This is a genomic window from Antiquaquibacter soli, assembly GCF_030580675.1.
Lineage (GTDB): Bacteria > Actinomycetota > Actinomycetes > Actinomycetales > Microbacteriaceae > Rhodoglobus > Rhodoglobus soli.
This window is the reverse complement of sequence record NZ_JAUQUB010000003.1, coordinates 123878-144089: the sequence shown is the minus strand read 5'-3', so window position 1 is coordinate 144089 and position 20212 is coordinate 123878. Positions and strand designations below refer to the sequence as shown.

Genomic DNA, 20212 nt, shown 5'->3' with positions numbered 1-20212 from the left:
TTCCCAGGTAACCCTTAACCCGAAGGGCTTACCCGAAGGCTTACCCATGAACATTCGGTCCTTACTGGCGCCTGCGCTCGTCGCGGCGATCATCGTCTCCCTCGTCCCCACGGGCGTCGCGACAGCGGCACCGCTGCCTCCCACCGCCGAGGTGCCCACCGCGGCCACCGTCATGATCCCGTCGACAGAGAAGTCGTCGTGGCAGCGGACCGGTAGCTGGGCGTCGACCTCCGTCGGCACTGGCGCCGAGTCATCCTCGTCGTCCGTTGGCTCGCGAGCGACGCTCCAGTTCGTCGGCAGCGCCGCCGAGATCGTCGGCACGCGCGTGCCTTCGGGCGGCGATTGGCGGATGACCCTCGACTGCACGAAGGTGGTGACCGGCAACTCGTTCTCGGTGCTGACGCAGACCAATCAGACGCTGGCGAGCTTCAGCGGGCTCACCGAGGGACTGCACACTGTGGTGATCGAGGTGCTGGGAACCCAGCCGTGGCCGTCGACCGGATCGATGGTGTCCATCGCCGGTGCACGCGTCACCCCCGGTGCACCCCACCGCGACGCCATGAAGCCCTACATCGGAGGGTCGGGGGACTTCAACGGCGACCCCTGGGAGCTTCGTCGGCCCGGTTGCGGTTCCGCATCCAGCCTTCTGGAGGTCATCAAGTCGCGCACGACCGGTGGCCAGTTCGCCGTGCCCGGTGCCAACGGGATGCTCGGCGAGGTGAACTCGCACGCACTCACCGTCGGTCAGCACCCGTCCGCGATCGATCCGCTGACCGTGGGCGGAGCGCCCCGCGAGGCGGCGTCGCTCCCCATCCTCGATGGGGTGACGCAGCACATCATGCTGGCGCTTCCCGACCGTCCGCGCACGCTCGTGCTCGCCCTTGCGTCCGACGAGGCGATCGGTCGCCCGGTGAGCGTCGCCGTCACGACGGCGGCGGGTGACATCCTTCCCTTCGTCACCGTCGATCAGGACGGCGTCGTCACCGCGCACTCGAGCCCCGCCTCCCTGCCGATCCGATCGCAGTTCGCCGTGCTCGCCGACCTTCGCGACGTTGCCGGCGCCGGCGGCTATGACGACGTCAGGCTGACCGTCATCCCCGACGGACCGCAGCTCGCCGAGCTCACGATTCTCGGCGGACGCACCACCGACGTCGCGTTCGAGAGGGCGGCCAACCAGCTCTCCACGGGCTACGTGACCGCGGATGCCGAGCGCCTGTCAGCCCCCGCGTCGGCGTTCCTCGCCGGCCCCGTCGTGCTCTCGCGTGTCCTCGCCGACGCCAACCGCTACGCCTGGACCGGCACGCAGGCGACGACCCCGACCGACCCGGCACTCGCGGTTCCGCTGCGCTTCGGCACCACCCCCGCCGCCACGGCCCCCTCGGTCAACGGCGTCGCCCAGCCGGTCGACACCGTGACCGTGCAACTTCCGCAGACCCCCGGCCAGGCGACGACCAGTGTCGTGCTCCGCTTCGACATGCAGCAGCGCTGCCGCACCCTCACCGCCTCCGTCGGCATCGACGACAGCACCCCGTCGCGCTCGACCGCGAGCGTCTCGGTCGGCGTCTACGGCGACGGCGAAGCCATGACGATGCACCACAACGGGTCGTGGGCGCCGTCCGTGCAGGCGGGCACCGACAACCCGGTGACCAACGGGTACACCCGCCAGTCGATCGCGTCGCAGCTGCGCGACCTCAAGACCGCCTGGACGACCGGCACGGGCATCCCGGCCGAGTCTGCGAAGGCGCTCACCGCGATCATCAACGCCGAGTACGCGGCCCGCTCCGCCTCAGCCACCGACGGGTCGCACGCGACGATGACCTACCCGCTGCCCAACCCGGCGACCATCGGCGCGGGATCGACCCGCCCGGGACCTCAGATGTACGGACTGCCCCAATCGGATGTCACGTACGCGCACGACACGGCATGGTCGACTCAGCGCCAGGTGAAGGCCACGCCCGAGGCATCCGACTCCCTGCTGCCGATCGCGGTCGACCTGCTCACCGCTCGCGGCAAGGAGATGCTGACTGCCGCCGCGACGCGAGTCCAGGCCGGCGTCGGCCAGGTCGAGAGCGCCCTGCCCCGACTCGTGTCGATCGTGATTTCGGGAACGCCGGGTGCGGTCGTGGACCTCGTCGGTGCCGGCGTCGACTGCGTCAGCGCCCAGCCCGGCGCGGATGGCTCGCCCGCTCCGGTCGCGATGCCGCTGTACTCCCAGCTCGGCGTGCCGCCGCTGTTCCTCCCCGCGCCCCGCAACGCGGCTGGCGACGAGCTCAAGCTGCTCGCCAAGAACCCGGTGTGGTGGGACCTCGCGTGCCCGAACGGCCCGTCGACGACCGGCCTCGAGTACACGGCGACGCGGGAGCGGACCACCACGTACGTGCCCAACTACGGCGCTGCGTCCGGAGGGGGCTACGTCATCGTCGACGGCGGCTACAGCACCGTCGACCGTGCCGTCGCGCAGAAGCCGGCCTGCGGGTTCCCCGCCGACCAGCTCGCCGACGACTACGGAGAATTCGCATTCTCCCACCAGGTTGGCGAGCGCATCCAGCCCGAGTACAAGTACGTCGTGAAGGCGACGATGGTCAAGGACAGCATCCAGGGCCAAATCCAGGAGATCACCAGCAGCTGGACCCTCAGCCAGGCCAACTGGTACGACAAGGTCTGGTCGTGGGCGAGCAATCTCACCCGCGAGACGAGCGAAGACTCGAGCACGATCGCGATCTGGCTTCTCCTGCTGCCGATCGACCTCCCGGGTGCGATCGTGTTCAACCCGATCACTGCGCACGCGCTCCCGCTGTCCGCGCAGGTCGCGCTCGGCGCGGCGATGATGAGCCCGAGCCTCGTCGAAGGGGCGGCCGTGAAGGCACTGCCGGGAGCCTCCGGGCTCGCGCTCGCCGCCGGACGGGGGTTCGAGGCATCCAACGAGCTGCTCCTGCTGAGCACGGAGCAGGCGGCGCGCTCCAACTACGCCGTGCTCAAGGTCGGCGACGAGCTGGCGGTGGGCATTCCGCTGAAGACGGGCACGAGCGAGGTCGTCGCGGATGTCCGCGTGACCACCGAGTCCCGGCAAACCATCGGCACGGATGCTGCGACCTCGCGAATGGCCTCCACCAACGACTTCGCGCCCTGGGTGAGTGACGTGCGGGTGATCGAGCCCGACGAGCCGCACGTAGTGTGCAAGCGCGGGGATGACTTGTGCGATGAGGGGCTGGAGTCCGGCGTCGCGAGCGCTACGTCCCCCCAAAGGCTCACCGCATTCGAGATGCCCGCGAGTGGGCACTCGTTCGGGGGCCGCTACGCAAGCGCCGCTCAGCTCGCGCTCGCACCAGCAGCGAAGAGCGGCCCTGCCGCGTCGGCAGCCTTGAAGGCGACCGAGGCAATGCAGAGCAATACGATCTTCGGAACTCTCGTCTCTGCCGATCAGGTGTTTCTCCAAGATTGGCGCGAGGAGGTCGGACCGGACGCGCCGAAGTTCGCGCCGTGGCTCGCAACGGACACCGCCCCGCTTTACTACTACACGAACCACGACCCGGATGCGGTGTTCGCCTGGGGGCTCGGCCCCGAAATCCACGAGGGAGTTGCGATTCGCGACGCGCACAACCCCTCCGCACCGAACCTCGCCCTCTACAGCTCCCGCACTCGACCGGACGTGACTGGAGCATTCGTGTCCACAAGCCGAGACCCTGACCTTCTCGGGTCGGGGTTCGATTGGGCTGGCGAGGCACCACATTGGCGGTATACCATCGCCCGTCCTGAGGGAGGCGGCGGATTCGACATGGCCGCGAGCCTTGCGGGTGCGGGCGAGCGTGGATTCGATTTCCTCTTGAGCACGCCGAACGTCCAGCACGGCGGCGAGGTGACCTTCTTGTCCGTCCATACGAGCTTCATCGTCCGCGCGGACTACATGGAGTTCGACTCCCTCAGCCACCGGTTCGTCGTCACGGAGACCGTTCAGAACGAGAGGTTCTCCTCCAGTCTTCCTCAATGGACCGGTGCTGGTCGGATCCCTAGCGGAATCGAAGCCGCCGGGGCCTCCGTGAACGGCTCACAGGCGCACAAGTGGGCTGACTTCGACTGGGCGCCGTCAAATGCCGAACAAGATGTCAATATCCCGATCGTCCGGCCTGACGCGTCGCTCTATGAGGCGGCTGCGGCCGGACACGGCACGATCTACTGGTCGCGGGGCTCGCAGAGCTGGCGCATCCTCGATCTCTCGCGGGTCGGGCTTTCCGCGGAAGCGCTTATCACCCGACGGCACGACGGGTTCCAAGCGTGGTTATTCGATCGCAGTGATCGAATCGTATTCATCCCCGAGGAGCGAGTGGGAGAAAACGGAGCGCATCCCGTTGTCGTGGAGGTCTCTGGCGACGACTACTCGGACTTCTATCCGGATACGGACCCAGGATCCGACCCTGACACCGACCCGTTGCCGACCCACTTCGAAGACCTGAATCCGTACGACTTCTATTCAGACGACGACTCCGCGCATACTGCCCCCGCCGCTCGCGGCGAGTGGCCGACCGCGCCCATCACGATCAACTCCGCATCCGGCGTGCTCGCCGACACGGGCACGACGTACCGGGGCATGGGCGGCGTACACGTCGTGGGCGTCTCGACCGGTGGCTCGTTGGCGGGGGCATCCTGGCGCCTGCAGCCCGTGGGGGATGGCTCGTTCCGCATCCTCAACACTGAGACCGGCACCGCGCTGCACGCCACCGGCAACCCGTACGACAACGCGCCGTCCGGCGCTTCCCTGAACGTCGTCGCGACGCCCGAGTCGTGGCACAGCGCGGAGCAGCGGTGGACGCTCACGCAAAACCCGAACGGCACGGTGCGTATCACGAGCACGTCACACCCGGGCCTCTCGCTCCTGAGCGACAAGGGCACGTGCGCGGCGTGCGGTTCAGCGGCCACCTCGGTCGCCGCCGCGACGATGGGCACGGCATGGGGGCTCCGGGCACTCCCGGCGTTGCCCACGTCCACCTTCGCCCTGAGCATCGGCGGTAGCGCGATCGTCGACACCGACGAGACCTATCGGGGCGTCGCTGGCGCCCACGTCGTCGGCGTGACGACGGATGTCGCGGCCGCGGGATCGGGCTGGAAGCTGCAGCCCGTCGGCGACGGAACCTACCGCATCCTCAGCACCACAGAGGGAACTGCGCTGCACGCCACCGCCGACCCGTTCGACGGCGCGCCGGGCAGCGGGGCGATGAACGTCGCGGCCACGGGCGAGTCGTGGAACTCCGTCGAGCAGCGGTGGCGCCCGACAGTGTTCGCCGACGGATCCGCGCAGTTCGAGAGCGTCGGGCATCCCGGCCTCTTCCTCCGACTCGATGGCGGCACGCTGAGCGCCAGCCCGACCGGAGCGGCGGGCAGCATGCGGTGGTACTTCGGTGCCGACGCCAGCGGTGAGCTCACGCTGACCACCCGCGGCGGGTCCATCGTCGACGCGGGAGGCTCCTACCGCGGCGTGGCCGGCGCCTCCACCACCGGGATCTCCACGGCTCCGGCGACCACCGGCCACTGGGTCGTCGAGCGGACAGCGGCGGGGTCGTACCGATTCATCAACAGCGGCAGCGGAAGGGCGCTGCAGTCAACGGGTGAGGCGCTCGACAGCGCGCCGACGAGCGGTGCCTTCAACGTCGCCGTCACGGAGGCGTGGTGGAACCACCCTCACCAGCAGTGGCTCATCACCCGGAACCCCAACGGAAGCCTGCGGATCGAGAGCGTCGGGCACCCCGGCCTCCTCCTCACGGTGAAGAACGGGGCAGTCGCCGTCGCACCCCCGCCGGCCGCGAAGTGAGAGACGGGGCTCGCGCTCGCGCCACAAGCGCGGTGCGAGCCCCGCGCCCACCGCTGTCAATCCCTTCACTGCCTCCGAATCGCGGTGGCAGCGTGGCGGGCATGAACGTGACAAACAACTCGCTCCGCGCGACCCTCCTGTTCGCCGCCACGAGCATCGTCGCCGCGATCGTGGTGGGGGCGATGCTCGTCTCCGGCTGGGGCGGGGGCATCCTCGACAACCGGGTGGAGTGGGTCTACTGGGCGGGGGCGATTTTCGGCGCGGTCGGCATCGGGCTGCTCGGCGCAGCCACCGTGGCGCCGGAGCGAGCTTCGGGGAGGCTTACCGTCGCGGGTGTCGCGCTCTTCCTCGTCGCCCCGGTGCTGTGCGTCGTGGCGGTGTTCACCGACTACTGGATCTAGCGCCCAGCATCCTTCGGCAGCAGGTCATCCGGCACCGGAACCTCCACGACGAGCCGCTGCTCCGCGTCGAGGATGTCGCGCGCGTGCGTCGCCGAGGGCTGCCACACCTGGTCGAGGGATGCCCCGAGCAGCCCCGACCCCGGAGCGCTCGCCCCGCGCATCCCCGGCCGCCGCATCACGAGCCGCGCACCCACGAAGAGCCCCGCCACGACCGCGGCGAGCGCGCCGGTTATCAGCAGCCCCTTGAGGATGCGCCCACCCTACGCCGACGCGTCAATAGACTGAACCGCATGCTGCTGTCAGACCGCGACATCCGGGCCGAGCTGAATGCGGGACGCATCGGGCTCGAGCCGCTCGACCTCGAGATGATCCAGCCGTCGAGCATCGACGTGCGGCTCGACCGGTTCTTCCGGCTCTTCGACAACCACAAGTACCCGTTCATCGACCCCGCCGAGGACCAGCCGGAGCTCACGCGGCTGATCGAGACGAAGGCGGACGAGCCGTTCATCCTGCACCCCGGCGAGTTCGTGCTCGGCTCCACCTTCGAGCTCGTCACCCTGCCCGACGACATCGCCGCCCGCCTCGAGGGCAAGAGCTCGCTCGGGCGCCTCGGCCTCCTCACTCACTCGACCGCGGGCTTCGTCGACCCCGGGTTCTCGGGCCACGTGACGCTCGAACTGAGCAACGTCGCGACCCTGCCGATCAAGCTGTGGCCGGGGATGAAGATCGGGCAGCTGTGCTTCATCCGCACGAGCTCGCCGGTCGACAACCCGTACGGCTCGGGGCAGTACCTCAACCGCTACCAGGGTCAGCGCGGGCCGACGGCATCCCGAAGCTTCCAGAACTTCCACCGCACGGACGTGCGGTCGACGGATGCGGGTGCCGCCGGTAACTAGCCCTGCCGGTGTGAGAAACAGGGTTCGGGCTACTTCGCGACCGCGAAGCCGCCCGTCCACCCGATGACGTCGCGGGCGGCGCGCGAGATCTGAAGGAAGCCGAGCGACTCGAGCTCGCGGGCGCGCTTGAGCGATCCCGCGTCCTCGGCGTTGACGCCGCCGGCGGTGACGAAGGCGATGACGGCATCCTTCGCGTCTTGGTCGTCGCCGGCCACGAGCACGGTCGTGGTTCCGGTACCGACCGAACCCGAGGCGAGGGTCGCGGCGAAGGTGGTGTTGAAGGCCTTCACGACCTTCGCGGTCGGAACCGCGGCGGCGATCACGTCGGCAGCCGAACCGTCGGCGGGGACGACGAGTCCGTCGAACGTGGAGAAGTCGACCGGGTTGGTGATGTCGACGACGATCTTTCCGCCGAGCTGCTCCCCGTAGGTAGCCAGGATCTCCTCGACCGCACCGAAGGGCACGGCGAGGACGACGATGTCGCCGGTGAGGGGGGCGCCGAAGAGTGCTGCGGTCGCGCCGGTTCCGGCGGCGAGGGCATCCACCTTCTCCTGGTCGCGGCCGACGACCTGGACGGACGCTCCGCTCTTCGCGGCGATGCCCGTGATGGCCGAGCCCATGTTCCCGATGCCGATGATGCTGATGCTTGTCATGATGACCTCCATTAGTTGTCGCAACAACTATAAACACAGATTACTTGTAGATACAACCATTGCTACACTGGGGTCATGGCCACCGTCCCCCGGATGAACGAGCAGGAGTCGGCCGCGTGGCTCTCGCTCATCAGCCTGCTCGAACTGCTTCCCGCGGCCCTCGACGCGCAGCTGCAGCGGGATGCCCGACTCACTCACTTCGAATACGTGCTGCTCACCATGCTCCAGCGCGCGCCGAAGCACGTCATGCGCATGAAAGCGCTGGCCGCCGCGACGAGCTCGACGCTTCCGCGGCTCTCGCACGTGGTGTCACGGCTGGAGGGCAGGGGACTGGTCGAGCGCTACCCGTGCGAGGAGGACCGCCGCGCGACCAATGCCCGGCTCACCCCCGAGGGCCGGCGCACTGTCATCCGTGCGACTCCCGAGCACATCGCGACGGTCCGCCGACTCGTCATCGACGTCGTGAGCCCCGAGCAGCTCGATCAGATCGCGGCGATCGGCGATGCGATACTGCCGGGCCTCGATCCCGAACGGCGCCTCACCCGTCTGTTCGACGGCGACGTCGCCGACTAGCCCAGCTGCGCGAGCTGCCACCCGAGCCAGGGGCTGAACGCGTAGGGCGCGGCGGCGGCGGCCGTGGCGAGCGATGCGGGGTCGACCCACGCGAACTCCGCCACTTCGGCCGGGTTCGGCGCCACGACGGACGTCGTGAAGGCCCGATAGACGGGGCACACCTCGTTCTCGACGATGCCCGAGGCATCCACCGCCCGGTAGCGGAAGTCCGGCAGGATGACCTCGAGCCCGGTCACGACGATGCCGAGCTCGTCGGCAGCCCGCCGTGCAATGGCCGACGCGATGTCCTCGTCGGGAGCCGGATGGCCGCAGAAGCTGTTGGTCCACACCCCCGGCCAGGTCTGCTTGGACAGCGCCCGGCGGGTGACGAGCACCTGGCCGGATTCGTTGTAGACGTGGCAGGAGAACGCGAGGTGCAGAGCGGTGTCCGTGGTGTGCACGGCGACCTTGTCCGCGACGCCGATGGCCGAGCCGTTGTCGTCCAGAAGCACTACCTGCTCGGGGTGGGTCATCGCGGTACTCTGCCTATGTGGACGGAACTGGACTGCTCGCACTCTCGGAGGAGAGGCAGGGGCAGGTCGACGCCGTTCTGGCGCGCTTCTTCAGCCTAGCCAAGAACCGCGCGGCCGCCTTCGGGCCGCAGTACGTCACCCTGTGGGAGACCCTCGAGCAGAACACGATCGGCGGCAAGCGCTTCCGGCCCCGCATGGTCATGGCCGCGTACCAGGCGCTCGGCGGGCAGGATGCCGAGGCCGCCGCCAACATCGGGGCCGCGTTCGAGCTGCTCCACACCGCGCTCATCGTCCACGACGACGTCATCGACCACGACTTCGTGCGCCGCGGCGTCCCGAACATCTCGGGCACCTACCGCGACTTCGCGACGGCGAACGGCCGGTCCGATCGGGTCGCCGAGCACAGCGGTATCTCGGCCGCGGTCATCGCCGGCGACCTCGCGCTCTTCAACTCCTACCGGCTCATCGACCGCAGCGGGGTGAACGACGTCACGCGCGCCCGCCTCATCGAGGTCATGGACGAGGCGCTCTTCGCGAGTGCGGCCGGCGAGCTCATCGACGTCGACTTCTCCATTCAGGCGGAGGTGCCGCGCGTCGACGACATCCTCACGATGGAGCGGCTCAAGACCGCGGTCTACTCGTTCGAGTGCCCCCTGCAGGCCGGTGCCATCCTCGCGGGTGCGAGCGACGAGGTCGTCACCACTCTCGGCGACTTCGGCCGCGAGATCGGCATCGCGTACCAGATCGTCGACGACCTGCTCGGCGTCTTCGGCACCGAGGCCGAGACCGGCAAGACCACCGTCGGCGACTTGCGCGAAGGCAAGCGCACCGTCCTGATCGCCTACGCGACGAGCACCCGCGAGTGGGCGGAGGTGGGCGACCTGTTCGGTTGCGAGGACCTGACCGACGAGGATGCCGCGCGCCTGCGCGACGTACTCGTGGCGTGCGGCGCCCGCTCCTTCACCGAGGGGCTCGCGCGCTACTACGCGAACCGCGCCCTCGCTCGCCTGGCGGAGCCGCACATCCCGCCCGCGCTGCGGGCCGAACTCCATCCGGTCGCCGACGCGGTGCTGGGGAGGGTGCGGTGACCACTCGCCTCGCCCTCTACGACCGGGTCGCGGAGGAGACGGCGAGTATCGTCATCCGCCGCTACTCGACGTCCTTCGGTCTCGCCTCGCGCCTCCTCGGCTCGGACGTGCGCCAGCACGTCGAGAACATCTACGCCCTCGTCCGAGTCGCCGACGAGATCGTCGACGGCCCCGCGACGGAGGCCGGTCTCGACACGATCGGGGCGGGGCGCGCGCTGAACGAGCTCGAGCGCGAGACGCACGGCGCGATGGACTCGGGCTTCAGCTCCAACCTCGTCGTGCACGCCTTCGCCATCACCGCCCGCGAGGTCGGCTTCGGCGAGGACCTCACGGCCCCCTTCTTCGAGTCGATGCGCATGGACCTCAGCGAGACGGTCCACGATCAGCCGAGCTTCGAGAGGTACGTGTACGGGTCGGCGGAGGTCGTGGGGCTCATGTGCCTCGAGGCCTTTCTGCACGGGCATCCTGTCGACGACGCGGAGAAGGCGCGATTCGTCACCGGCGCCCGGGCCCTCGGCGCGGCCTTCCAGAAGGTCAACTTCTTGCGCGATCTCGCCGCCGACTTCGAGACGCTGGGCCGCAGCTACTTCCCCGGTGTGAACGTGGGCAGCTTCACCGAGGCGGACAAGCATCGGCTGCTCGACGACATCGACAAGGACCTCTCCGTCTCGGCCGCGGTCGTACCCGACCTGCCGAAGTCGAGCCGTCGCGCGGTCGCGCTCGCCCAGTCCCTCTTCGCGGAGCTGTCGGTGCGCTTGCGCGCGACGCCCGCCGATCAGCTCGTCCGCGCCCGCGTGCGCGTGCCCAACCCGGTCAAGGCGCGGCTCGCGCTCGCGGCCGCACTCGGAGGAAAGCCGTGAGTCGCATCATCGTCATCGGCGGCGGTATCGCCGGGCTCGCGAGCGCCGCCCTGCTCGCTCGCGAGGGCAACGAGGTCACCCTCCTCGAGGGGCGACCGGAGGTCGGCGGTCGTGCGGGCTCGTGGGAGCGCGACGGCTTCCGGTGGGATACGGGGCCGTCCTGGTACCTCATGCCGGAAGTCTTCGACCACTTCTACAAGCTGCTCGGTACTAGTGCCGACGAGCAGCTCAACCTCGTCACGCTCGACCCCGGTTACCGCGTGTACTTCGAGGGGGAGGCGCAGCCGCTGGATGTCGCGGCCGAGGTGGAGGACAACCTCGCGCTCTTCGACCGCGTCGAACCCGGCGCGGGCGATCGGCTGGCGCGCTACCTCGACTCCGCGCGCGAGACATACGAGCTCGCCAAGAAGCGATTCCTCTACACGACGTTCGCCGACTTCCGGCCGCTCCTGCGCAGCGATGTGCTCTCGAAGGCGCCGCGGTTCGTGCAGCTGCTGCTCGAGCCGCTGTCGAGCTTCGTCGGACGCAAGTTCCGCGACCGGCGCCTGCAGCAGCTGCTCGGCTACCCGGCGGTATTCCTCGGCTCGTCGCCGTACCTGACCCCGAGCATGTACCACCTGATGAGCCACCTCGACCTCCAGGACGGTGTGCTCTACCCGCTCGGCGGGTTCACTCGCGTGATCGAGTCGATCGCGGACCTCGCCCGGGCCGAGGGGGTGAGCATCCTCACCGACGCGGAGGTGACGCGCATCGTCGTCGACGACGGCGCCGCCACGGGCGTCGAGTACACCGACGGGGCCGGAGCCTCGCAGCGCCTCGACGCGGACCTCGTCGTCTCGGCTGCGGACCTGCACCACACCGAGACGCAGCTGCTGGCCCCCGAGCAGCAGACCTACCCGCAGGAGTACTGGGATTCCCGCACCCCCGGTCCCTCGGCCCTGCTGCTGTACCTCGGCGTCGAGGGGGAGCTGCCGCAGCTCGAGCACCACACGCTGCTGTTCACGCGCGAGTGGGAGAAGGGCTTCTCCGCCATCTTCGGGCCGGAGCCGAGCATCCCGGAGCCGGCATCGCTGTACATCTGCAAGCCGAGCGGTGTCGACCCGGATGTCGCGCCGGAGGGTTCCGAGAACCTCTTCGTGCTAGTCCCGATCCCCGCGGAGCCGGCGCTCGGCCGCGGCGACGCCGACGGTCACGGGGATGCCGAGCTCGAGGCGGTGGCCGACCGGGTCATCGCGCAGATCGCCGACTGGACGGGCATCCCGGACCTCGCGGAGCGCATCACCGTGCGCCGCACGGTCGGTCCCGGCAACTTCGAGCAGGAGCTCCACGCGTGGCGCGGCACAGCCCTCGGGCCCGCCCACACGCTCAAGCAGAGCGCGTTCTTCCGGGCGGGCAACGTGTCGAAGAAGGTGCGCGGGCTGTACTACGCGGGAGGCTCGAGCATCCCGGGGATCGGGCTGCCGATGTGCCTGATCAGCGCGGAGATCCTCGTGAAGAGGCTGCGGGGCGACACGTCGACGGGCCCGCTGCCGGAGCCTCTGGCGCCCTCGTCCGTTCGAGAGCCGCAGGAAGCCTAGTGCCGCTCGTCTACCTCGCCGCGCTGCTCGTCGCCCTCACGGGGATGGTGCTTCTCGACCGCCGCTTCCGGCTGTTCTTCTGGCGCGACGCCCGGCGAGCGGCGATCGTGCTCGTGGTCGGCGTGGTGTTCTTCCTCCTGTGGGATCTCGCGGGGGTGAGCCTCGGGGTGTTCTTCCGGGGCGAGACGAGCTTCATGACGGGCATCCAGATCGCCCCGGAGGTGCCCCTCGAGGAGCTCTTCTTCCTCACTCTGCTGTGCTATCTCACGATGAACGTCTACGGCTTCACGACGCGGAAGCGGCAGGGCGCATGACGTACTGGCTGCTCAACGCGGTGTTCCTCGTGCCGGTTGTGATCGTCGCGGTGCTCGCATCCCGCCGCATCCGCTGGGCCGCGCTCGGCCTCACGCTCGCGGTGCTGCTCGTCATGACCGCCGTGTTCGACAACATCATGATCGGCATCGGCCTGGTCGCCTACGACCCGGCGCTCATCACCGGGTGGTTCATCGGCATCGCGCCGGTCGAGGACTTCGCGTACGCCCTCGCCGCCGTGCTCGGTCTCCCTGCGCTGTGGCACCTGCTCGCGCGGCGGGAGGAGCCGCGTGATTAGGGCGCTGTTCGTGTCATCCCGCCCGCTCAGCTGGGTCAACACGGCGTTCCCGTTCGCGGCCGCCTACCTGCTGACCACGCGCGAGGTCGACCTCACGTTCGTGCTCGGCACGATCTTCTTCCTCGTGCCGTACAACCTCGCGATGTACGGCATCAACGACGTCTTCGACTACGAGTCCGACCTCCGCAACCCGCGCAAGGGCGGCGTCGAGGGCGCCCTGCTGGATCCGCGGATGCACCGGCCGACGATCATCGCGTCGATCGTCACGACCGTCCCCTTCGTCGTCTACCTCGTCGCCGTGGGGTCGCCGCTCTCGTGGCTGGTGCTCGCGATCAGCCTGTTCGCCGTGGTCGCCTACTCGGCGAAGGGCCTGCGGTTCAAGGAGCGACCGTTCCTCGACTCGGTCACGTCGAGCACCCACTTCGTGTCGCCGGCCGTCTACGGGCTCGTACTCGCGGGCGCGGAGTTCACGCCGCAGCTGTGGGCGGTGCTCGCGGCGTTCTTCCTGTGGGGCGTGGCATCCCACGCGTTCGGGGCGGTGCAGGACATCGTGGCCGACCGCGAGGGCGGGATCGCGTCGATCGCGACGGTCATCGGCGGTCGTGCGACGGTGCGCTTCGCGGTGATCGCCTACGGGCTCGGCGGTCTGCTGCTTCTGCTGAGCGCCTGGCCCGGCCCGCTCGCGGCGGTGCTCGCGGTGCCGTACGTGCTGATGTGCGCACCGTTCTGGAACGTGACGGATGACGCGGCCGAGACCGCCAACCGCGGCTGGCGCAAGTTCCTCTGGCTCAACTTCGTCACGGGGTTCTTCGTGACGCTGCTGCTGATCTGGTACTGGGTCATCACGGCCTGAACCCCGCTTCTCAGGAATATCGCTCCGCCGACCGCACTATCCAGTCTGCGGCGGCGTATTCCTGAGAAACGGGGTTCGGGTGGTGGCTTCCGGTCGGTGCTACTCGGTGTCGACCAGGTCGGGGTCGATGAGGTCGTGGTCCGGGCGGCGCGGTCGGCGCTGCCATGTCGTGTCGACCCGGTCTCCGATCACGATCGATCGAATGGTCGCGACGGGCAGCTTCGGCCTGCGGTCGGCATCCACGAGCCCGTTGGCCTCCTGGCGGGTGTCGCTGAACTGCGTGTAGCAGAAGCCCGCGACGACGGGGCTCAGCTGGATCGCCGAGAACAGCGCCCGCAGGAGCGCCTCGAATTCTTCGGGAGTCTGAGCGGTCGAGTAGCCCCACGCCTTGTCGTCACCGGGGTTGACATAGCCGACCCCGCCGAACTCGGTGACCATGAGCGGTTGCCCCCGGTCGGCGACGTCGAGCAGGCGCATCCGTCGCCCGACGGGCCCGATGCTGTCCATGAGTTCGAGGGCCGTTTCGGCGTTCGCGTAGCTCGCGGCCACCTCGGCGTGGGTGGTGCCGTAGTCATGGACCGTCCAGATGTCCGAGTCGGCGTGCTCCCACCCGTCGTTGCTCACCACGGGACGCGTGGGGTCGAGCGCCTTCGTGAGGTGGTAGAGCCCCTGCGCGTAGCTGAGCTGCGCGGGGTCCAGGGAGATCTGAGGAACGCCCCAGCTCTCGTTGAGCGGTACCCACGTGACGATGCAAGGATGCGAGCGGTCACGTTTGATCACCGAGATCCACTCGGTGGTCATCCGCTCGATGGCGGTGGGGGAGAACTCGTAGGCGCTCGCGTTCTCACCCCAGATGAGCAGCCCGAGTCGGTCGGCCCAGTAGAGAAAGCGCGGGTCCTCGACCTTCTGGTGGATCCGAGCAGCGTTGAAGCCGAGCGCCTTGATGAGCTCCACCTCGCCGCGCAGGGCGTCGTCGCTTGGTGCCGCGAGGTGCGACTCGGGCCAGAACCCCTGCTCGAGCACCGAGCGCACGTAGTACGGACGGTCGTTGAGCAGGAAGTGGCCGTTCGCGACCGACGCGCTGCGCATGCCGAAGTAGGACGCGACCTCATCGCCGGCACCGGCGCCGGTCACCGTCACGATCGCCTCGATGAGGCACGGGTTCTCGGGGGACCACTGGAGCGACCCCTGCTCGGGCCCGTTGCGGTAGCGGTCGATTCGGATGCTGTGAGTGGCGGTACGGGCACCGGGGGCGAACGTCACGCGTTCGAGAACCTCGCCGCCGAGGTGCAGCACGACGCCCACGGTGGTCTCGGGGCTCGGGTCTCGGTTGAGCTCGACTGCGAGCTCGACGGAGCCGGAGGTGAGGTCGGGCGTCCAGCTCAGGTGCTCGATGAAGAGCTCCGGTACCTCCTCGATCCACACGGGCTGCCAGATGCCCGTTGTGCGCTCGTACCAGATACCGTGCGGATCGTCCTGCCAGTCCTGCTTGCCTCGCGGCTGCGCGACATCTCTGGTGGCGTCATGGGCGCGCACGACGAGCACGGGCGACGACGGGCCCTCCGCCAGGAGATCGGTGACGTCGAACCAGAACGGCGTGCTGCCGCCCTCGTGGCTGCCGAGGTACTGCCCGTCGAGCCAGACGTCGGCGCGGTAGTCGACCGCGCCGAAGTGCACGAGCGCCCGCCGCCCGTTGCGGCGCTGAACGGGCAGGACCCTGCGGTACCAGACGATCGGGTGAACGCCGGTGTCGGCGATGCCGGAGGCCGTGGACTCTGGCGGGTAGGGGACGACGATCTGCCGGTCGAATGCCGCGTCGGCGGCAGTGCCCGCGGTGTACCAGCCGTCCGCGATTCCGCGGTCGTCGTCGTCATGGCTGAAGTCCCAGTGGCCCGAAAGGTCGGTCCACGGCGAGCCGGGCCGCTGCAGCTGCGGGCGGGGGTGAGAGGGCGCGAGAGCGCCGGAGAGGGGAGCAAGGGTGTTCACGAGAGACATCCTCCGGCATCGGCATCCAATTTTGCAACGCTGAAATGCCACGTTGCAAAATTCGCTTCGCTCTGTCACAGTGGGGACCAGGCAGCACCCGGACCCTCGTGAATCGGGCCGCGACGACCTAGTAGCAATCACAACCCCAACAGAAAAGGTGCACAACGATGTCACTTCACTTGTCCCGCGTAGTCGCGGGAGTCGCGACGGCCGCGGTGGCCGGAGCACTCCTCGTCGGATGCTCGTCCGGCGGTTCCTCGGACGGCGGCGTCACCACCATCAGCCTCTGGGCCCGCGACGCTCAGGAGTCGTTCATGCCGGAGCTCGTGGACGGCTTCAACTCCACGCATGACGACATCCAGGTCGAGCTGACGATCATCTCGGGTGGTGAGTTCACCCAGAAGTTCGCGTCTGCGACCGCCGGCGGAAACCCGCCCGACGTGGCATCCATGGACCTCGTCCTCGTGCCGTACTACGCGCAGGCGGGAGCGCTCCTCGACCTGAGCGACCGCGTCGCCGGTCTCGACTACTGGGACGACTTCGACAACGCGCACATCAAGACGACCGAGTGGGACGGCAAGACCATCGCCGTGCCGTTCTCGGCCGAGGCGAGCGTGCTGTACTACAACAAGGACCTCTTCCGTCAGGCCGGCCTCGACCCCGAGGACCCGCCGTCGACGTGGGACGAGATGACCGCGGCGGCGGAGAAGATCACCGCCCTCGGCAACGGCAACTACGGCTTCTACATGTCGGGCAATGCGACGGGCGGCAACCTGTTCACGGTGACGCCGTACATGTACGCCGGTGGCGCGGACCTCCTCACCGAGGGTGCGGGCTCGGCGAACATTGACTTCGACTCGGAGCCGGCGACCGAGGCGCTCGCCTTCCTGCGCAACATGTGGGAGTCCGGCTACATGCCGCAGGACGCCAAGTCCGACACGGGGGCGAACTTCTACGCCACCTTCGCCACGGGCACCATCGGCATGCAGGGTGGTGGAGCGTTCGGCATCCTCGACGTGATCGACAAGGGCACCGTCGACCTCGGGGTCACCTTCCTGCCCGGCAAGAACGAGGGCGAGAAGTCGAGCTTCGCCGGTGGCGACGACCTCATCATCCCCGCGGGAACCAAGAACCCCGATGCGGCGTGGGAGTTCGTGAAGTGGGCGACCTCGGTCGAGGCTCAGGAGAAGTACCTGGCCGACCTCGGCACCACCCCGACCCGACTGAGCGTCGCCACGGGCTACTACTCGGACATCGACCCCCGACTGGCGACTCTCGCTCAGGCGCTCGCCCTGGGCAAGACCCCGGTGAGCCCCGACGTCTACCCGATCTTCAACAACTCGGGCAGCCCGTGGAACAACCTCCTGCAGGGCGCGATCTTCGGGTCGGACAGCGTGGAGAATGTGGCGACGACTCAGCAGGAGGCTGCTGAGAAGCTCATCACCACAGGCAAGTAGCTACGACAGGGAGCCGGCGCTCGGGACGGGCGCCGGCTCCCTCAGCAAGAAGAGGTGTGAATTGACCGCGACAACCCGCAGCGTGCCCGGCTCGAAGGCGAGCCAGCGCAGCAAGCGCTCGAAAAGGGAAGCCCGCATCGGGATGCTTCTTGTCCTCCCGGCAGCACTCATGCTGCTGATCTTCTTCGCGGTCCCCCTCGTGCAGATGATCTGGATGTCCCTGTTCGACTGGCCCCTGCTCGGCCAGCAGACGTGGGTGGGCATCCAGAACTACATCACGATGTTCCAGGACTCGAGCTTCGTGCGCAGCCTCGCGTTCTCCGGCGCCTACACCCTTGTGCTGGTCCCCGTGCTCCTCGTGCTGGGGATGGCGCTCGCGCTGCTCGTCCGACCCAAGCGGCGCGGCGTCGGGGCGTTCCGCACCATCTTCTTCGCCCCGGTCGTCATCGGCTTCTCGTCGGCGGCGTACATCTGGATCTACCTGCTCAACCCCCGGGTGGGCCTCTTCGACGAGCTACTGCAGACCCTGGGCCTGACGCAGGAGCCGGTCTACTGGTTCGCATCCCCGAATCTCGCGCTCCTCTCGGTCGTCGTGATGGTGGTCTGGAAGTCCGTCGGATTCGGGATGCTCCTGCTCCTGACCGGCCTGCTGGCGATTCCCGACGAGCTCACGGATGCCGCACGCATCGATCGCGCGGGCCGCTTCCAGACCTTCCGCTACGTGACCCTTCCCCTGCTGCGACGGCCGATCGCGCTCACCCTCGTCTTCAGCGCCGTCGGCTCGGTGCTCGCCTTCGAGCAGTTCTACCTGCTCACCGGCGGCGGACCGGAGGGCAGCACCACCACTGTCGTGATGGAGATCTTCCGCGTCGGGTTCAACAACTTCCAGCTCGGCCTCGCGTCGGCGATGTCCATCTTCCTCATGGTGATCCTCGTGGTGATCAGCGCAGTCCAGCTCGTGCTGCTGCGCGACCAGAGCAGCCTGAACGACTAGTCCGGAGAGAAGCAAGACCATGCGCAAGGCATCCGTGTTCCGTTCGCTCGGCTGGGCGGTGACGTGCATCGCGATCGCGATCGCATTCCTCTTCCCCCTCTATGCGGTCTTCACCGCCGCGTTCAAGGACCCGACCGAGCTGACCACCACTCCCGCGACGCTGTTCCCGCAGTCGTTCACGCTCGAGAACTTCCAACTGCTCAACGACCTCGGCGACGGCGTGTGGACGCACATCGGCAACAGCGTGTTCCTCGCGGTGTTCACCGTCGTCGGAACCGCGGTGCTCGCGACCCTCGGCGGCTGGGGCTTCGCCCGCTACCGTTTCCGAGGGCAGGGCATCCTGTTCATCGCGATGCTCTCGGCGCTCATGGTGCCGTTCCAGCCGCTGCTGACTCCCCTCTTCCTCGTACTCAAGTCGCTCGGCGTCGGCAACAGCCTCGTGGGTGTGGGACTCGTCTACGTGACCTTCCAGCTGCCCTTCGCGCTGTTCGTGATGCGCAACGCGTTCCTCAACGTGCCGCAGGCGCTCGAGGACGCGGCCCGCGTGGATGGCGCGACCGGTCCGAAGCTGTTCATGAATGTGCTCCTCCCGGTGGTGCGTCCGGGAATCATCACGGTCGCGCTCTTCGCGTTCCTCAGTTCGTGGAACGAATTCCTGGCGGCGCTCATCCTGCTCAACAACCAGTCCCTCTTCCCGCTCCCGGTGGCGCTCGCCGCGGGCGCCGTGAACGGCAACAACGGCGTGCGGTGGCCCATGCTCGAGGCCGGCGTCGTGGTGACGATGCTGCCGTGCCTGCTGCTGTTCTTCATGCTCCAGCGGTACTACACGTCAGGTCTCGTGGCGGGCGCGGTGAAGGAGTAGGACGCCTCGCATTCGGCGTTTGCAGCGATGCAACATCGGCCCGGATCTTGGTAGTGTGATCAAATGTCGAAACGACAGACCCTGCTCGACATTGCGAACCGCGCGGGCGTCTCGCCACGTACGGTGTCCAATGTCGTCAACGGGTACGTGCCCGTCTCCGACAAGCTGCGTAAGCGCGTCGAGCAGGCCGTCGAGGACCTCGGCTACCGCCCCAACTTCATGGCTCGGAGCCTGCGCAACGGTCGCACGGGACTCATGGCGCTCGTAGTGCCCGAGATCGACGTGCCGTACTTCGCCGAGCTGTCGCGCACGATCATCGAGGAGGCGGATGCCCTCGGCTACCGCGTGATGATCGACCAGACCGCCGGGCAGATGGTGCGCGAGCGCGCGCACATCGCGAATGCCACCCAGTCCACGCTCTTCGACGGCATCATCTTCAGCCCGCTCGCCCTCTCGCCCTCCGACCTCGCCGACATCGCGGGCAGCACGCCCTTCGTCGTGCTCGGCGAGCACTCTCACGGCGGGCTCTTCGACCATGTGGCCCTCGACAACGTTCAGGCGGCGGCAGACGTCATCGCGCACCTGCACTCGATCGGGCGCACCCGGATCGCCGCGATCGGCCAGGGCGTCGGTCCGTCGGACGGAACGAAGCAGCTCCGCTACGACGGCTACGTGCGCGGGCTCGAGCAGGTGGGTCTGCCGTTCGACCCCGGGCTCGTGCCGCAGAGCTCTCGCAGACACCGCGAGCTAGGGTTCGATGCGACGATGCAGTTGCTCGATCGAACGGACTTCGACGCGCTGTTCTGCTTCTCCGACCTCATCGCGATCGGCGCGATGCGAGCCCTCGCGAGCCGGGGCATCCGTGTTCCTGAGGACGTCGCGGTGGTCGGCTGGGACGACATCGCCGAGGCCGAGTTCAGCAACCCCCCACTCACGAGCGTCGCCCCGGACAAGTCCGTGCTCGCGAAGACGACGCTCGGCTACCTCATCGACCGGATGTCCGACCCGGCCATTGCGCCGCGGGACTTCGTCGTGCCGCACACCCTCCAGATCCGCGAGAGCTCCGTCGGCGTCGCACTCTAGGCGT

At 68.4% G+C, this 20212-nt stretch carries 18 protein-coding genes; 14 read left to right on the top strand and 4 right to left on the bottom strand.

Annotated elements, in window-relative coordinates:
* Nucleotides 1–46: 46 nt before the first annotated feature.
* A complete protein-coding gene (locus tag Q5716_RS12710) occupies nt 47–5803 on the top strand; it encodes an RICIN domain-containing protein (protein ID WP_305003522.1) in 5757 nt (1918 codons plus the stop codon).
* Nucleotides 5804–5904: 101 nt separating this feature from the next.
* Nucleotides 5905–6204 carry a hypothetical protein gene (locus Q5716_RS12705; protein ID WP_305003521.1) on the top strand — a complete coding sequence of 100 codons (300 nt, stop codon included), beginning with the start codon at nt 5905–5907 and terminating at the stop codon, nt 6202–6204.
* On the opposite strand, the gene Q5716_RS12700 is transcribed toward Q5716_RS12705, so the two are convergent.
* A complete protein-coding gene (locus Q5716_RS12700) occupies nt 6201–6413 on the bottom strand; it encodes a hypothetical protein (protein WP_305003520.1) in 213 nt (70 codons plus the stop codon). The two genes, Q5716_RS12705 and Q5716_RS12700, sit on opposite strands and share 4 nt — an antisense overlap.
* A gap of 81 nt (nt 6414–6494) precedes the next feature.
* On the opposite strand from Q5716_RS12700, the gene dcd reads away from it, so the two are divergent.
* Nucleotides 6495–7100, top strand: coding sequence for a dCTP deaminase (gene dcd, locus Q5716_RS12695; protein WP_305003519.1), 606 nt, complete (start codon nt 6495–6497; stop codon nt 7098–7100).
* Between the two features lie 29 nt (nt 7101–7129).
* On the opposite strand, the gene Q5716_RS12690 is transcribed toward dcd, so the two are convergent.
* On the bottom strand, nt 7130–7753 hold the full coding sequence (locus Q5716_RS12690; RefSeq protein WP_305003518.1) for an NADPH-dependent F420 reductase: 624 nt from the start codon (nt 7751–7753) through the stop codon (nt 7130–7132).
* 75 nt (nt 7754–7828) lie between these two features.
* Between Q5716_RS12690 and Q5716_RS12685 the strand changes: the two genes are divergently transcribed.
* Entirely contained in the window at nt 7829–8326 is a 498-nt protein-coding gene (locus Q5716_RS12685; RefSeq protein WP_305003517.1) for a MarR family winged helix-turn-helix transcriptional regulator, read from the top strand.
* Here the strand turns inward: Q5716_RS12685 and idi are convergent.
* Entirely contained in the window at nt 8323–8838 is a 516-nt protein-coding gene (idi, locus tag Q5716_RS12680; RefSeq protein ID WP_305003516.1) for an isopentenyl-diphosphate Delta-isomerase, read from the bottom strand. The genes Q5716_RS12685 and idi overlap by 4 nt on opposite strands.
* A gap of 17 nt (nt 8839–8855) precedes the next feature.
* Between idi and Q5716_RS12675 the strand changes: the two genes are divergently transcribed.
* From Q5716_RS12675 to Q5716_RS12650, 6 genes are read left to right on the top strand one after another with little or no spacing between them, the layout of a single operon-like run.
* Nucleotides 8856–9926 carry a polyprenyl synthetase family protein gene (locus tag Q5716_RS12675; RefSeq protein ID WP_305003515.1) on the top strand — a complete coding sequence of 357 codons (1071 nt, stop codon included), beginning with the start codon at nt 8856–8858 and terminating at the stop codon, nt 9924–9926.
* Nucleotides 9923–10786: a phytoene/squalene synthase family protein gene (locus Q5716_RS12670; RefSeq protein WP_305003514.1), complete on the top strand. Its 864-nt coding sequence runs from the start codon at nt 9923–9925 to the stop codon at nt 10784–10786. Before Q5716_RS12675 ends, Q5716_RS12670 begins: the two co-directional genes overlap by 4 nt.
* Nucleotides 10783–12363, top strand: a complete 1581-nt coding sequence (crtI, locus tag Q5716_RS12665) for a phytoene desaturase family protein (RefSeq protein WP_305003513.1) — start codon at nt 10783–10785, stop codon at nt 12361–12363. The genes Q5716_RS12670 and crtI overlap by 4 nt, the downstream gene beginning before the upstream one ends.
* On the top strand, nt 12363–12677 hold the full coding sequence (locus Q5716_RS12660) for a lycopene cyclase domain-containing protein (RefSeq protein ID WP_305003512.1): 315 nt from the start codon (nt 12363–12365) through the stop codon (nt 12675–12677). The genes crtI and Q5716_RS12660 overlap by 1 nt, the downstream gene beginning before the upstream one ends.
* The gene (locus Q5716_RS12655) at nt 12674–12973 is read left to right on the top strand and encodes a lycopene cyclase domain-containing protein (protein ID WP_305003511.1); all 300 of its coding nucleotides are present in this window, start codon (nt 12674–12676) and stop codon (nt 12971–12973) included. Before Q5716_RS12660 ends, Q5716_RS12655 begins: the two co-directional genes overlap by 4 nt.
* Nucleotides 12966–13826: a prenyltransferase gene (locus tag Q5716_RS12650; RefSeq protein WP_305003510.1), complete on the top strand. Its 861-nt coding sequence runs from the start codon at nt 12966–12968 to the stop codon at nt 13824–13826. The genes Q5716_RS12655 and Q5716_RS12650 overlap by 8 nt, the downstream gene beginning before the upstream one ends.
* Before the next feature lie 99 nt (nt 13827–13925).
* On the opposite strand, the gene Q5716_RS12645 is transcribed toward Q5716_RS12650, so the two are convergent.
* Entirely contained in the window at nt 13926–15812 is a 1887-nt protein-coding gene (locus tag Q5716_RS12645; RefSeq protein ID WP_305003509.1) for a glycoside hydrolase family 2 protein, read from the bottom strand.
* A gap of 167 nt (nt 15813–15979) precedes the next feature.
* Here Q5716_RS12645 and Q5716_RS12640 point away from each other — a divergent pair, with 167 nt between their 5' ends.
* The 4 genes from Q5716_RS12640 (at nt 15980) to Q5716_RS12625 (ending at nt 20208) form a co-directional block, all read left to right on the top strand.
* On the top strand, nt 15980–17269 hold the full coding sequence (locus Q5716_RS12640; protein ID WP_305003508.1) for an ABC transporter substrate-binding protein: 1290 nt from the start codon (nt 15980–15982) through the stop codon (nt 17267–17269).
* Between the two features lie 61 nt (nt 17270–17330).
* The gene (locus tag Q5716_RS12635; RefSeq protein WP_305003507.1) at nt 17331–18263 is read left to right on the top strand and encodes a carbohydrate ABC transporter permease; all 933 of its coding nucleotides are present in this window, start codon (nt 17331–17333) and stop codon (nt 18261–18263) included.
* A gap of 19 nt (nt 18264–18282) precedes the next feature.
* On the top strand, nt 18283–19125 hold the full coding sequence (locus Q5716_RS12630) for a carbohydrate ABC transporter permease (protein WP_305003506.1): 843 nt from the start codon (nt 18283–18285) through the stop codon (nt 19123–19125).
* 63 nt (nt 19126–19188) lie between these two features.
* Entirely contained in the window at nt 19189–20208 is a 1020-nt protein-coding gene (locus Q5716_RS12625; protein ID WP_305003505.1) for a LacI family DNA-binding transcriptional regulator, read from the top strand.
* The last annotated feature ends 4 nt before the right edge of the window (nt 20209–20212 follow it).

Coding starts and splice junctions, on each gene's coding strand:
- Q5716_RS12710 (WP_305003522.1), top strand. CDS start 47: ATGAACATTCGGTCCTTACTGGCGCCTGCGCTCGTCGCGGCGATCATC.
- Q5716_RS12705 (WP_305003521.1), top strand. CDS start 5,905: ATGAACGTGACAAACAACTCGCTCCGCGCGACCCTCCTGTTCGCCGCC.
- idi (WP_305003516.1), bottom strand. CDS start 8,838: ATGACCCACCCCGAGCAGGTAGTGCTTCTGGACGACAACGGCTCGGCC.
- Q5716_RS12690 (WP_305003518.1), bottom strand. CDS start 7,753: ATGACAAGCATCAGCATCATCGGCATCGGGAACATGGGCTCGGCCATC.
- Q5716_RS12630 (WP_305003506.1), top strand. CDS start 18,283: ATGCGCAAGGCATCCGTGTTCCGTTCGCTCGGCTGGGCGGTGACGTGC.
- Q5716_RS12625 (WP_305003505.1), top strand. CDS start 19,189: ATGTCGAAACGACAGACCCTGCTCGACATTGCGAACCGCGCGGGCGTC.
- Q5716_RS12685 (WP_305003517.1), top strand. CDS start 7,829: ATGGCCACCGTCCCCCGGATGAACGAGCAGGAGTCGGCCGCGTGGCTC.
- Q5716_RS12655 (WP_305003511.1), top strand. CDS start 12,674: ATGACGTACTGGCTGCTCAACGCGGTGTTCCTCGTGCCGGTTGTGATC.
- Q5716_RS12640 (WP_305003508.1), top strand. CDS start 15,980: ATGTCACTTCACTTGTCCCGCGTAGTCGCGGGAGTCGCGACGGCCGCG.
- dcd (WP_305003519.1), top strand. CDS start 6,495: ATGCTGCTGTCAGACCGCGACATCCGGGCCGAGCTGAATGCGGGACGC.